Below are 13,009 nucleotides of genomic sequence, written 5' to 3'. Positions count from 1 at the left end.
AGCCTGTATCGGTAAACCGTTGGACAGACCAGCTACTGGAAAAAGTGGGAATAAGATAAGTTTTCTTGGGTGGGAAGTAAAATCCCGCATGCGTTCAATCGGCAAAATTACGCCAGATATCCTGAATATCTTCCATCAGAAAGCCGCGGTAGAGCAAAAAGCGCTGGATTTTGACTTTTTCTGAAAATTCACGCGGCAGCGGTTCGCCGTATTTACGTATCGCCTGTTCTCTGGCCAGCTCGCACCAGTCAATATCGCATTCGCGCATCGCTTTTTCGATGGATTCCCGGGCCACCCCTTTCTGGTTCAGCTCCTGCCGGATGCGTGCGGGCCCATATCCTTTGCGGCCCCGGCTGGCGAGAAACCGTGAGGCAAAACGCTCGTCATCGAGATAATGATGCTCATAGCACCAGGCGATCACGCGGTCATAATCTTCCGCCGTGGCATCAATCTCTTCCGGCCCGTTTTTACTCATCACCGGAGCCGACAGTTTTCGCCGCAGCTCCTGTTCACTGTGGTCACGAACGGCCAGGATGCGCACCGCGCGGTCCAGTAAGCGTGCATACGCGGGTCGACGTGTTGTCGGTTCACTCATAAAAAACCTGCTGATTCAGAAATGCAAAAAGGGCCGCATCAGCAGCCCTTCATCGTTAAACGAGAGAATTAAAAGTCTTCGTTTGTTTCTTCAGCATCCGCGGCATCCACCACGAAATCAGGTTTGGAGTCCTGGTTGTTCAGCAGAAGCTCACGCACCTTCTTCTCAATCTCTTTCGCCGCAGCCGGGTTCTCTTTCAGCCAGGAGATTGCGTTCGCTTTACCCTGGCCAATCTTGTCACCGTTGTAGCTGTACCAGGCGCCCGCTTTTTCAATCAGCTTCTCTTTCACGCCCAGGTCAACCAGCTCGCCGAGGAAGTTGATCCCTTCGCCATAGAGGATCTGGAATTCAGCCTGTTTGAACGGCGCGGCGATTTTGTTCTTCACAACCTTCACGCGGGTCTCGCTACCCACCACGTTCTCGCCCTCTTTCACCGCGCCGATACGGCGGATATCCAGACGGACAGACGCGTAGAATTTCAGTGCGTTACCACCGGTGGTGGTTTCAGGGTTACCGAACATCACACCAATTTTCATACGGATCTGGTTGATGAAGATCAGCAGCGTGTTGGACTGCTTCAGGTTACCGGCCAGCTTACGCATCGCCTGGCTCATCATACGTGCCGCGAGGCCCATGTGAGAGTCACCGATTTCGCCTTCGATTTCGGCTTTTGGCGTCAGTGCGGCAACGGAGTCGACCACGATAACGTCAACGGCACCAGAACGCGCCAGCGCGTCACAAATTTCCAGCGCCTGCTCACCGGTGTCCGGCTGAGAACACAGCAGGTTGTCGATATCCACGCCCAGCTTGCGGGCATAAACAGGGTCCAGCGCGTGCTCGGCATCGATAAACGCACAGGTTTTACCTTCGCGCTGTGCCGCGGCAATCACCTGCAGCGTCAGGGTGGTTTTACCGGAGGACTCTGGCCCGTAGATTTCTACGATACGGCCCATAGGCAGACCGCCAGCGCCCAGCGCGATATCCAGAGAAAGCGAACCGGTGGAGATGGTTTCCACATCCATGGAACGGTCTTCACCCAGGCGCATGATGGAGCCTTTACCGAATTGCTTTTCGATCTGGCCCAGTGCTGCCGCCAACGCTTTCTGTTTGTTTTCGTCGATAGCCATTATTACTCCTGTCATGCCGGGAGAAGCGACTGTGCTTCACCGTGGATTTCTGTTCTGTTGGTGCAATTATACTGTATGGTCATACAGTATCAAGTGTTTTGTAGAAATTGTTGCCAGAGCGTTTTTAACGCATAAACGGTTGCCTGACGACGCACGCTTTCGCGATCGCCGCTGAAGCACTCCCGGCGGGTGATCCCTTCCCCTTTGGAGGTGGCGAACCCAAACCAGACGGTGCCGACAGGCTTCACGTCGCTGCCGCCGTCCGGGCCCGCAATGCCGCTAATGGAAATCGCGTAATCTGCGCGCGCCTCTTTGAGCGCACCAATGGCCATCTCGATCACCACCGGTTCGCTGACCGCGCCATGCTGTTCAAGCGTGGATTCACGCACGCCAATCATCTGTGCTTTAGCTTCGTTACTGTAGGTCACAAAACCGCGTTCAAACCAGGCGGAACTGCCGGCAATATCGGTAATCGCTTTCGCCACCCAGCCGCCGGTGCAGGATTCCGCAGTGGTGATTGTCGCGCCACGCTGCTTCAGCGCAAGGCCAACGATCTCGCTAAGCTGCATCAATTCATGGTCAGTCATTCTCGCTCCAGGCATCAGAAAAACGTGCTGCACAAGATAGCACTTTCTCGTCAGATGTGGGGATGCACTTCAGGTTTTACGAGGGGGCTTCAGAAAAAAGCCGGTACGGACGTACCGGCGGTGGAAAGGTTATTTCATGCTGTCAGCGAGGGTGTTCACATTGTGGCGAAACGCCTTAACGTAGGTGTCTGCCACCCCACCTTTTGCCGACAACGCTTCGGGGTAAAGCTCGCCCCCAGGCTGCGCGCCCGTCGCCGACGCAATCTGTTTAACCAGACGCGGATCGAGCTGATTTTCCATAAACCAGGTTTTCACGCCGTCGGCTTTGATCTGATTGATAATCTCAGCGACCTGCGCCGCGCTGGCTTCGCTCTCAGACGACAGCCCCTGCGGCGCCATAAACGTCACGCCGTAAGCGCGGCTGAAATAGCCGAACGCGTCATGGCTGGTCAGCACTTTACGCTTCGCCAGCGGGATCTGGCTAAAGCGCGTTTTGGCCCAGTTATCAAGCTTGCTAAGCTGCGCGATATACGGTTTACCGGAGGCTTCAAGCGCGGCTTTATCATCCGGATCGGCTTTCACCAGCCCGTTCAGGATATTTTGCGCATACAGCGCCCCATTTGCCGCGCTGTTCCACGCGTGCGGATCGGTGACGGTTTTGCCGTCCTCTTCCAGAGTGTGGGTTTTCACCCCGGCTGAAGCCACCACCAGCTGCCCCTTAAATCCGGAGGCTTTTACCAGACGGTCAAGCCAGCCTTCCAGCCCCAGGCCGTTCACCACCACCACATCAGCCTTGCTCAGGGCCGCGCTGTCTTTCGGCGACGGTTCAAAGGTATGCGGATCGCCGTCCGGCCCGACCAGCGTCGTCACGTTCACATGGTCACCGCCTACCTCCTGCGTGATATCCCCCAGTATCGAAAAGCTGGTCACCACATTCAGCGTTTTCGCCATCACGCCGTGCGACATCATCCCCAGCGCGAGCGCCACTACAAATCCTGTACGTTTCATCGTTTCCCCTTGCGTTAAAAATACGCCCGCAGGCTGCCAGCGAGCCTGCTTCGCGTACCCAATAAAATGGAAATAAAGAACAGCGCGCTGGCGGTGAGCACGATAGATGGCCCGGCCGGTAGACTCATCGCCCAGGAGAGGCTCAACCCCAGCCATGCGCAGAAAATACCGCTGATACCCGCCATCAGGAGTAAGGCAGGTAACGTGCGCACCCAGCAGCGTGCCGCCACGGCTGGAAGCATCATCAGCCCGACGGCCATCAGCGTGCCGAGCACCTGAAAACCGGCCACCAGGTTAAGCACCAGCAGCGCCAGAAACAGTCCGTGCAGCAGGCCAGGCAGCCAGCGGGCGTTCACCTGTAGCCAGGCGGTATCAAACGCTTCTGTAGCCAACCCGCGATAAAACAGCGCCAGAGTAATAAGGGTGAACATACAAACGCCCGTGACAAACAGCGCGGCGTCGTTGTCCACGGCGAGGATGGAGCCAAACAGCAGATGCAGCAGATCGACATTTGACCCGCGCAGCGACACCAGCGTGACCCCCAGCGCCAGCGAGCCAAGATAAAACCCGGCAAAGCTCGCATCTTCTTTCAGCGGCGTGCGTCGACTGACCAGACCGGCCAGCAGCGCCACGGTAATTCCCGCGATAAAACCGCCAATACTCATCGCCAGCAGCGACATACCGCTGAGCAAATACCCCACGGCGACACCCGGCAAAATGGCGTGAGAAAGGGCGTCGCCCATCAGGCTCATTCGACGCAGCTGAAGAAACACGCCGAGCGCGGTAGTGCTGACGGAGAGCGCCAGGCAAACCACCAGCGCGCGACGCATAAAGCCGTACTCAATAAACGGCTGAAAAAAGAGATGCCAGATCATGCCACCCTCACCCGCTCGGTTTTCCACTGGGGGACGTCAGCATCCAGCCGTAACGTCTGCGGGAAATGGCGCGACACGCGCTCGCTGTCGTGCAGTACCGCGAGCAGCGTTTGCCCCTGCCTATACATCTCCAGCATCAAATCCATCAGCACGTTGCAGGTGACTTCGTCGACCCCGGTAAAGGGTTCATCCAGCATCACCAGCGGTGCCTGCTGCACCAGGACACGGGCAAAGAGCATGCGCTGAAACTGACCGCCGGAGAGTTCATCAATGGTGGATAACGCCATGGACTCAAGCCCGACGAGCTCAAGCGCGCTGGCAATGCGCAGCCGCGTTTCGCGACGAAACCCGGAAAAAAGCGAAATGCCCGGCCAGCAGCCCATGCTTACCACGTCCTGTACGGTCAGGGGAAACTGCGCCTCCAGCGCGTGACGCTGTGCCAGCCAGCCGATTACCGGGCGCTTACCCTGCCAGCGAAAACCGCCGCTGACGGGAGGAATAAACCCCGCCAGCGTTTTCAGCAGCGTGGATTTCCCGCAGCCGTTAGCGCCGATAATGGCGGTCATGCTTCCGCGCTCAATCGTGCCCGAGAGAGGCCGCGTAACGGGCTGGCGTTCATAACCCGCGACCAGTTCGTTCATCACGATCATGGCAATGCCACCGCCCAGCGCACGGCCAGCCCGATAAAGACAACCAGCACCAGCGCCAGCAAAAGCCGAACCAGAGCAGACAGAGAAAAAAGGGACGTTGACATGTCGACACCACATTAAATGTTATAACATAACAATAATGAAAGGCGGTTAAGATGTAAATGGCGGGTTTGAAAAGGGAGTGTGGCGAAATGTTTCTGCAAAACTACCCTCTCCCGTGGGAGAGGGTCAGGGTGAGGGCATAAGGCCGCACCGTGCGTGCAGGCATGCCGGGTGGCGGCGTTGCCTTACCCGGCCTACCCGTCTGAGCAACTTACTGACTAAACGGCGACGCCGCAGGAACGCGCGCCTGCGAAACCGCCAGCCCCAGCTGCCACACAGCCATTGCATAGTGGGTGCTGTGGTTATAGCGGGTGATGGCGTAGAAGTTCGGCATGCCGTACCAGTACTGATAGCCCGTTCCCACGTCCAGACGCAGCAGGCTCACCTGGTCGACATTGCCCAGCGGCTGGGTCGGCGTTAAGCCAGCCGCCGTCAGCTGCGCAACGCTGTATTTGGTTTTGAATCCGTTTTCCAGACCAAAGGCTTCACCGTTTGCCTGCACCGCAACTTGCCCACCCGGCGTCCAGCCGTGCGCTTTGAAGTAGTTCGCCACGCTGCCGATGGCATCCACCGGATCCCACAGGTTGATGTGGCCGTCGCCGTTAAAGTCGACCGCATACTGCTTATAGGAAGACGGCATAAACTGGCCGTAGCCCATCGCGCCGGCAAACGACCCTTTCAGATCGAGCGGATCGTCCTGCTCGCTGCGCGCCATCAGCAGGAAGGTTTCCAGCTCGGAAGAGAAATACTCCGCGCGGCGCGGGTAGTTAAAGGAGAGCGTCGCCAGCGCATCCAGGATGCGGGTTTTACCCATCACGCGGCCCCAGCGGGTTTCCACGCCAATAATCCCGACGATGATTTCAGGCGGTACGCCGTACACCTGCCACGCGCGGTTGAGCGCGTCTTCATACTGATTCCAGAACACCACGCCGTTTTGCACGTTGTCCGGGGTAATAAACTGTTTGCGGTAGCGCAGCCACGCGCCGTTCGGCCCGCTCGGCACCTGGGCCGTCGGCGCCTGCCTGTCCATCAGGCGCAGCACGTAGTCCAGACGCTTGGCCTGAGACAAAATTTCGTGCAGCTGCTGTCTGTCAAAGCCGTGTTTGCTCACCATTTTATCGATGAACTGCTCGGCCGCCGGGTTATTCGCGAAGTCGCCGCCCATCTGCATCATATTGTGCTGCGGCTCCAGCAGGAATCCTCCGGAAGGCGCGCCCGCCGTTTGCTGAACGGCTTCGGTCTTAGGTTTGCTACTACAGGCAGACAGCAGAATAAGCGCAGGCAACAGCGCTGCATAACGACGCTTGAACATGAGACATCCATTTAACGGGTTCGATAAGAACCCAGTATGGTAAAGCATCCGCAACACCTCAAGGAAGCGGTACGCACCTCCCCCACGCAAATCCGCGCTTTTTTCCACCGAAAATCATTGCCCTCATCAATAAACTTTCAAAATAATCCATTTTTCTTTCATTGTGAGATCTAATTAACACTTTAAAACCTTTCAAAGTGATTATTATTAGCCCAGTCAGACAAAAACAAAAAAGCCCCACAGGAGAGAAGAATGATAGAAACCATCACCCACGGCGCCGAGTGGTTCATCGGGCTGTTTCAGAAAGGCGGAGAAGTGTTCACCGGCATGGTGACCGGGATCCTGCCCCTGCTGATCAGCCTGCTGGTGATCATGAACGCGCTGATCAACTTTATCGGCCAGCAGCGCATTGAACGCTTCGCCCAGCGCTGTGCCGGGAATCCGCTGTCCCGCTACCTGGTACTGCCGTTCATCGGTACCTTCGTGTTCTGTAACCCGATGACCTTAAGCCTCGGTCGCTTCATGCCGGAAAAGTACAAGCCGAGCTACTACGCCGCCGCCTCCTACAGCTGCCATTCCATGAACGGCCTGTTCCCGCACATCAACCCCGGCGAGCTGTTTGTCTATCTCGGGATCGCCAGCGGCCTCACCACCCTTGGCCTGCCGCTCGGCCCGCTGGCGGTGAGCTATCTGCTGGTCGGCCTGGTGACCAACTTCTTCCGCGGCTGGGTGACCGACCTCACGACCGCCATTTTTGAGGAAAAAATGGGCATCCAGCTTGAACAGAAAGTCCATCTTTCAGGAGCCACAGCATGAACCGGATCCGCATTGAGAAAGGCACGGGCGGCTGGGGCGGCCCGCTGGAGTTCGACGCCACCGAAGGCAAAAAGATTGTCTACATCACCGCAGGGACGCGCCCGGCGATCGTCGACAGGCTGCGCGAGCTGACCGGCTGGGAAGCGGTCGACGGCTTCAAAGAAGGCGAGCCGCCGGAAGCGGAAATCGGCGTGGCGGTGATCGACTGCGGCGGCACGCTGCGCTGCGGTATCTATCCGAAGCGCCGCATTCCGACGGTGAATATTCACTCCACCGGAAAATCCGGCCCGCTGGCGCAGTACATCCTTGAGGACATTTATGTCTCGGGCGTGAAGGAGGACAACATCACGCTGGTGAATGGGACTCCTTCGCCGAAAAAAGCGGCCCCGCGCGAGTACGACACCAGCAAGAAAATCACCGAGCAGAGCGACGGCCTGCTGGCGAAGGTCGGGATGGGCATGGGGTCCGCCGTGGCGGTGCTGTTCCAGTCCGGGCGCGACACCATCGACACGGTGCTGAAAACCATCCTGCCGTTTATGGCGTTCGTCTCGGCGCTGATCGGCATCATCATGGCGTCCGGCCTGGGCGACTGGATTGCCCACGGCCTCGCCCCGCTCGCCAGCCACCCGCTCGGGCTGGTGACGCTGGCGCTGATCTGCTCCTTCCCGCTGCTGTCGCCGTTCCTCGGCCCGGGCGCGGTGATTGCTCAGGTCATCGGCGTGCTGATTGGCGTGCAGATTGGTCTGGGGAACATTCCTCCGCACCTCGCCCTGCCCGCCCTGTTTGCCATTAACGCCCAGGCGGCGTGCGACTTCATCCCCGTTGGGCTGTCGCTGGCCGAAGCGCGCCAGGATACCGTGCGCGTGGGCGTGCCGTCCGTGCTGGTGAGCCGCTTCCTGACGGGCGCGCCGACGGTGCTGATTGCCTGGTTTGTCTCCGGCTTTATTTATCAATAAGAGGTTCCTGCGATGACCGTCATTTACCAGACCACCATTACCCGTATCGGCCAGAGCGCGGCCGACGCGCTGAGCGACCAGATGCTGATCACCTTCCGCGAAGGCGCTCCGGCGGATATCGAAGAGTTTTGTTTTATCCACTGCCACGGCGAGCTGAAGGGCGAGCTGAAGGCAGGAAGCCAGCTGGAGCTGGGCGAAGCGCGCTATGCCGTGACCGCCGTCGGCGACGTGGCCGAGCAAAACCTGCGCGAGCTGGGCCACATCACCCTGCGTTTCGACGGCCAGCCGCAGGCCGAGTATCCCGGTACGGTTCACGTAGCGGGCCCGGTTCCGCAGGCTGTCACCCCAGGCTGCACGTTAAAATTTGTTGCGTAATTAAGGAGAAACACATGAGTCAGGTTGCCGTTGTCATTGGTGGAGGACAAACCTTAGGCGAGTTCCTCTGCCGTGGGCTTGCCGCTGAGGGTTACCGCGTGGCGGTAGTGGACATTCAGAGTGAAAAGGCCGCCCGCGTGGCGGATACCCTCAACACCGAGTTTGGTGAAGGGATGGCGTACGGGTTTGGTGCCGACGCCACCAGCGAGCAGAGCGTGATGGCGCTGGCCCGCGGCGTGGACGAGATTTTTGGGCGTACCGACCTGCTGGTCTACAGCGCGGGGATTGCGAAAGCGGCCTTTATCAGCGATTTCGAACTGGGGGATTTTGACCGCTCGCTGCAGGTGAATCTGGTGGGCTATTTCCTCTGCGCCCGCGAGTTTTCCCGCCTGATGATCCGCGACGGCATTCAGGGGCGCATCATTCAGATCAACTCAAAATCAGGGAAAGTGGGCAGCAAGCACAACTCCGGCTACAGCGCGGCGAAGTTTGGCGGCGTGGGGCTGACGCAGTCTCTGGCGCTGGATCTGGCCGAGTACGGCATTACCGTGCATTCGCTGATGCTGGGCAACCTGCTGAAATCGCCGATGTTCCAGTCCCTGCTGCCGCAGTATGCCACCAAGCTCGGCATTAAGGCTGAGGAAGTGGAGCAGTACTACATCGATAAAGTGCCGCTGAAGCGCGGGTGCGATTATCAGGACGTGCTGAATATGCTGCTGTTTTACGCCAGCCCGAAAGCCTCATACTGCACCGGGCAGTCGATTAACGTGACGGGTGGGCAGGTCATGTTCTGAGTTCATTCCCCGGTGGCGCTGCGCTTACCGGGGCTACAAATCCCGTAGGCCGGGTAAGGCGCAGCCGCCACCCGGCAATTAAAGGAGTCGATATGGTAACCGCACTCATCACCGTCGCCGCCCTCGCCTGGATTTGCCAGATGGTGTTTGGCGGCTGGCAGATCCACCAGTTTAACCGCGCGTTTGATGCCCTGTGCCAGAAAGGTCGCGTCGGGGTCGGGCGTTCCGGCGGACGCTTCAAACCGCGCGTGGTCGTCGCCGTTGCGCTGGATGAAAACAATAACGTCTGCGATTCACTCATTATGCGCGGCATGACGGTGTTTGCCCGACCGGTGAAAATCCAGGCAATCAACGGTATTTCGCTGCAGGAATTACGGCCTGATGTGATCTTTCCCCATGATCCACTCTGTCAGAATGCACTATCATTAGCGCTTAATCTGAAACATGGATAATTTCGTTGTGAAAGCTATAGACTTGCGAAATTATCATTTCGCAACCTAAGGAACGAAGCGCCTATGAAACCTCGTCAGCGGCAGGCGGCCATTCTCGAACATCTGCAAAAGCAGGGAAAATGTTCGGTAGAGGATCTGGCCCACTACTTTGACACCACCGGCACGACAATACGCAAGGACCTGGTATTGCTCGAAAACTCTGGCGCCGTCATTCGAACCTACGGCGGCGTGGTGCTCAATAAAGACGAAGCCGACCCGCCTATCGATCACAAAACGCTGATCAATACCCACCAGAAAGCGCTGATTGCCGAAGCCGCCGTAAAATTTATCCACGATGGCGATTCCATCATTCTGGATGCAGGCAGTACCGTCCTGCAGATGATCCCGCTGCTCAGCCGCTTTAACAACATCACGGTGATGACCAACAGCCTGCACATCGTCAACGCCCTGTCGGAGAACGACTGCGAGCAGACCATCCTGATGCCCGGCGGCACCTTCCGCAAAAAATCGGCGTCGTTTCACGGCCAGCTGGCGGAGAATGCCTTCGACCACTTCAGCTTTGATAAACTGTTTATGGGCACCGACGGCATCGACCTGAACGCGGGCGTCACCACCTTCAACGAGGTGTTCAGCGTCAGTAAAGCCATGTGCAACGCCGCGCGGGAAGTGATTTTGATGGCAGACTCGTCGAAGTTTGGCCGCAAAAGCCCCAATATTGTCTGTAGCCTGGAAAGCGTTGATAAGCTGATTACCGACGCGGGTATCGACCCGGCGTTCAAGAAAGCGCTGGAAGAGAAAGGAATCGACGTGATCGTAACCGGAGAAAGAGATGAGTGATTTTCTGTTAGAAACGGGCCGCCAGACGCTGATGCTGGAACTGCAGGAAGCCAGCCGCCTGCCGGAACGTCTGGGCGAGGATTTTGTCCGCGCCGCCAACACCATTATCCATTGCGAAGGCAAAGTGATCGTGGCGGGCATCGGTAAATCCGGCCATATCGGCAAAAAGATTGCCGCGACGCTCGCCAGCACCGGCACCCCGGCGTTCTTCGTGCACCCGGCAGAGGCGCTGCACGGCGATCTGGGGATGATTGAAAGCCGCGACGTGATGCTGTTTATCTCCTACTCCGGTTCGGCCAAAGAGCTGGACCTGATTATTCCGCGCCTGCAGGAAAAATCGGTCGCCCTGCTGGCGATGACCGGCAAATCCCGCTCGCCGCTGGCGCTGGCCGCCAAAGCGACGCTGGATATTTCCGTTGAGCGTGAAGCCTGCCCGATGCACCTCGCGCCGACCTCCAGCACCGTTAATACCCTGATGATGGGCGACGCGCTGGCCATGGCGGTGATGCAGGCGCGCGGCTTTAACGAAGAAGATTTCGCCCGTTCGCATCCGGCAGGTGCGCTCGGCGCACGCCTGCTCAACAAGGTTCACCACCTGATGCGCACCGACGATGCCATTCCGCAGGTCAAACTCGATACCAGCGTTATGGACGCGATGTTGGAACTGAGCCGCACCGGCCTGGGGCTGGTTGCGGTATGCGATGACAACGGGAGCGTCAAGGGCGTGTTCACCGACGGCGACCTGCGCCGCTGGCTGGTGGGCGGCGGCAGGCTGGAGACCAACGTGTCGGACGCCATGACCCAGGGTGGGCTGACGCTCAACGCCGAGAGCCGCGCCATTGAAGCCAAAGAGGTGCTGATGAAGCGCAAAATCACCGCCGCACCGGTGGTGGATGATGCCGGCAGGCTGTGCGGCGCCATCAACCTGCAGGATTTCTATCAGGCCGGAATTATCTAACCCTTCAGCCCCAGACGTTTCGCCAGCCTGTGCAGGTTGGCGACGTCCATCTCCAGCGCCCGCGCGCACGCCGCCCAGCTGCGGTTGTTCTGCTCCAGCGCGCGGATGATCATTTGGCGCTGGAACGCTTCCGTGGCCTCGCGCAGGTTCTCGTTTGCGCTCTCAGACACAGCAGCCTTCACGGTCGGGGCACTTTCCTCATGCAGTGCAAAATGCCGCGCGTGAATTACCACCTCATCCCCCGAACGCGCCGCTCGCGCCAGCACCACCGCCCGGTGAATCACATGTTCCAGCTCGCGCACGTTGCCCGGCCAGCCGTAGCTCAGCAGGTGCGACCTCGCCCCCGGGCTTAGCACCACGCGGGAAAGCCCCATCCTGAGACGGCACTGCTCGCAGAAAAAGCCCGCCAGCAGCAGCACGTCGTCCCCGCGCTCGCGTAGCGGCGGCACGGTAAGCGGGAACACGCTCAGGCGATGGAACAGGTCGGCGCGGAACTGCCCGGCAAGCACCGCTTCACGCAGGTCGCGGTTGGTGGCCGCCAGCACGCGAACGTCCACTCTGTGGCTGCGGTCATCCCCCACGCGCTGGATGTCGCCGTACTGCAGCACGCGCAGCAGCTTGGCCTGCAGCGACAGGGAGAGCTCGCCGATTTCATCCAGAAACAGCGTGCCGTTATCGGCCATTTCGAACTTGCCGCTGCGGTTGCTGATGGCCCCGGTAAACGCCCCCTTAACGTGGCCAAACAGCTCGCTTTCCGCCACGCTTTCCGGCAGCGCGGCGCAGTTGAGGTACACCAGCGGGTTCACCGCGCGCGGCGAGGCTTCGTGGATCGATTTCGCCACCAGCTCCTTACCGGTGCCGGTTTCCCCGAAGATCAGCACGTTCAAATCGGAGGCGGCAACAATCTCAATCTCTTTTTTGAGCTGTGCCATGCCCGGAGAAAGGCCGATCATCTCCGTGTTCGTCACCTGCTCAAACGCCGCCGGGCTGCCGGGAAGAATGTTCTGGCTCTCCAGCTGTTCAATCAGCAGGGCATTGTTCAGCGCCCCGGCGGCCAGGGCGGCAATCAGGCGCAGCTCTTCGTCGCTAAAGGTGTCGAACTGGTCCGGCGACAGGCCGTCGAGGGTCAGTGCACCAATCAGATTTTGTCCGGCAAACAGCGGCAGGCCGATGCAGGCGTGCACCTTCAGGCTCTCCTGTCCGGGAATGAGCCCGTCGTACGGGTCGGGCAAGTCGCTGTCCGCCGGGAAACGCACCACGTCACCCGCGCGGGCGATGGTTTCCAGACGCGGATGGCCCTCAAGGGTAAAACGCCGTCCGAGCACGTCCTTCGCCAGCCCGTCGATAGCCAGCGGAATAAACTGTCGCCCCTCGTAGCGCAGCAGCGCCGACGCGTCGCACGCCAGCACGTGGCGCAGCGTGGAGATCAGCCGCTGAAAGCGGTCCTGATGGCCGATACCGGTCTGTAGCTCAATGGCGATCTTCGCCAGCACGTCTACGGAAAAGCTCATAGTGACCTCGCTGTCATTTTGACAATACATATTGTCATATTGACACTTTTTTTG

15 protein-coding genes are annotated in these 13,009 nt (G+C 58.8%); 7 read left to right on the top strand and 8 right to left on the bottom strand.

Annotation, left to right across the window (positions count from 1 at the left end; genetic code table 11):
* Positions 1–94: 94 nt before the first annotated feature.
* The 7 genes from recX to mltB form a co-directional block, all read right to left on the bottom strand.
* Positions 95–595: a recombination regulator RecX gene (gene recX, locus V4835_RS05565; protein ID WP_213328624.1), complete on the bottom strand. Its 501-nt coding sequence runs from the start codon at positions 593–595 to the stop codon at positions 95–97.
* A gap of 68 nt (positions 596–663) precedes the next feature.
* Entirely contained in the window at positions 664–1,722 is a 1,059-nt protein-coding gene (gene recA, locus V4835_RS05560) for a recombinase RecA (protein ID WP_023308943.1), read from the bottom strand.
* An 89-nt stretch (positions 1,723–1,811) separates the two neighbouring features.
* Positions 1,812–2,309: a nicotinamide-nucleotide amidase gene (gene pncC / locus V4835_RS05555; protein WP_023308944.1), complete on the bottom strand. Its 498-nt coding sequence runs from the start codon at positions 2,307–2,309 to the stop codon at positions 1,812–1,814.
* Positions 2,310–2,438: 129 nt separating this feature from the next.
* Positions 2,439–3,317 (bottom strand): metal ABC transporter substrate-binding protein, encoded by an 879-nt coding sequence (locus V4835_RS05550; protein ID WP_331411458.1) that lies wholly within the window; start codon positions 3,315–3,317, stop codon positions 2,439–2,441.
* Between the two features lie 14 nt (positions 3,318–3,331).
* Complete coding sequence (locus V4835_RS05545) at positions 3,332–4,192, bottom strand: metal ABC transporter permease (protein WP_331411456.1); 861 nt, start codon at positions 4,190–4,192, stop codon at positions 3,332–3,334.
* The gene (locus V4835_RS05540) at positions 4,189–4,842 is read right to left on the bottom strand and encodes a metal ABC transporter ATP-binding protein (protein WP_331411455.1); all 654 of its coding nucleotides are present in this window, start codon (positions 4,840–4,842) and stop codon (positions 4,189–4,191) included. The genes V4835_RS05545 and V4835_RS05540 overlap by 4 nt, the downstream gene beginning before the upstream one ends.
* 313 nt (positions 4,843–5,155) lie before the next feature.
* A complete protein-coding gene (gene mltB / locus V4835_RS05535) occupies positions 5,156–6,256 on the bottom strand; it encodes a lytic murein transglycosylase B (RefSeq protein WP_201283073.1) in 1,101 nt (366 codons plus the stop codon).
* Between the two features lie 252 nt (positions 6,257–6,508).
* On the opposite strand from mltB, the gene srlA reads away from it, so the two are divergent.
* The 7 genes from srlA to gutQ all read left to right on the top strand — a co-directional run bounded on the left by srlA (position 6,509) and on the right by gutQ (position 11,444).
* A complete protein-coding gene (gene srlA, locus V4835_RS05530) occupies positions 6,509–7,072 on the top strand; it encodes a PTS glucitol/sorbitol transporter subunit IIC (protein WP_331411452.1) in 564 nt (187 codons plus the stop codon).
* Complete coding sequence (gene srlE, locus V4835_RS05525) at positions 7,069–8,028, top strand: PTS glucitol/sorbitol transporter subunit IIB (protein ID WP_331411450.1); 960 nt, start codon at positions 7,069–7,071, stop codon at positions 8,026–8,028. Before srlA ends, srlE begins: the two co-directional genes overlap by 4 nt.
* Before the next feature lie 12 nt (positions 8,029–8,040).
* The gene (gene srlB / locus V4835_RS05520) at positions 8,041–8,403 is read left to right on the top strand and encodes a PTS glucitol/sorbitol transporter subunit IIA (protein WP_023308951.1); all 363 of its coding nucleotides are present in this window, start codon (positions 8,041–8,043) and stop codon (positions 8,401–8,403) included.
* Between the two features lie 14 nt (positions 8,404–8,417).
* The gene (gene srlD / locus V4835_RS05515) at positions 8,418–9,197 is read left to right on the top strand and encodes a sorbitol-6-phosphate dehydrogenase (protein ID WP_063144187.1); all 780 of its coding nucleotides are present in this window, start codon (positions 8,418–8,420) and stop codon (positions 9,195–9,197) included.
* Between the two features lie 92 nt (positions 9,198–9,289).
* The gene (gutM, locus tag V4835_RS05510; RefSeq protein ID WP_331411448.1) at positions 9,290–9,649 is read left to right on the top strand and encodes a transcriptional regulator GutM; all 360 of its coding nucleotides are present in this window, start codon (positions 9,290–9,292) and stop codon (positions 9,647–9,649) included.
* 63 nt (positions 9,650–9,712) lie between these two features.
* The gene (gene srlR, locus V4835_RS05505) at positions 9,713–10,486 is read left to right on the top strand and encodes a glucitol operon DNA-binding transcriptional repressor SrlR (protein WP_008499558.1); all 774 of its coding nucleotides are present in this window, start codon (positions 9,713–9,715) and stop codon (positions 10,484–10,486) included.
* Positions 10,479–11,444: an arabinose-5-phosphate isomerase GutQ gene (gene gutQ / locus V4835_RS05500; protein ID WP_331411446.1), complete on the top strand. Its 966-nt coding sequence runs from the start codon at positions 10,479–10,481 to the stop codon at positions 11,442–11,444. Before srlR ends, gutQ begins: the two co-directional genes overlap by 8 nt.
* On the opposite strand, the gene norR is transcribed toward gutQ, so the two are convergent.
* Positions 11,441–12,955 carry a nitric oxide reductase transcriptional regulator NorR gene (gene norR / locus V4835_RS05495; protein WP_331411445.1) on the bottom strand — a complete coding sequence of 505 codons (1,515 nt, stop codon included), beginning with the start codon at positions 12,953–12,955 and terminating at the stop codon, positions 11,441–11,443. The genes gutQ and norR overlap by 4 nt on opposite strands.
* Between the last annotated feature and the right edge of the window lie 54 nt (positions 12,956–13,009).

It is taken from the genome of Enterobacter cloacae complex sp. CARB60, from assembly GCF_036487345.1.
GTDB classification, from domain to species: Bacteria; Pseudomonadota; Gammaproteobacteria; order Enterobacterales; family Enterobacteriaceae; genus Enterobacter; species Enterobacter asburiae_D.
The sequence above is the reverse complement of the archived record's forward strand: the minus strand, read 5'-3'. Positions and strand labels throughout refer to the sequence as shown.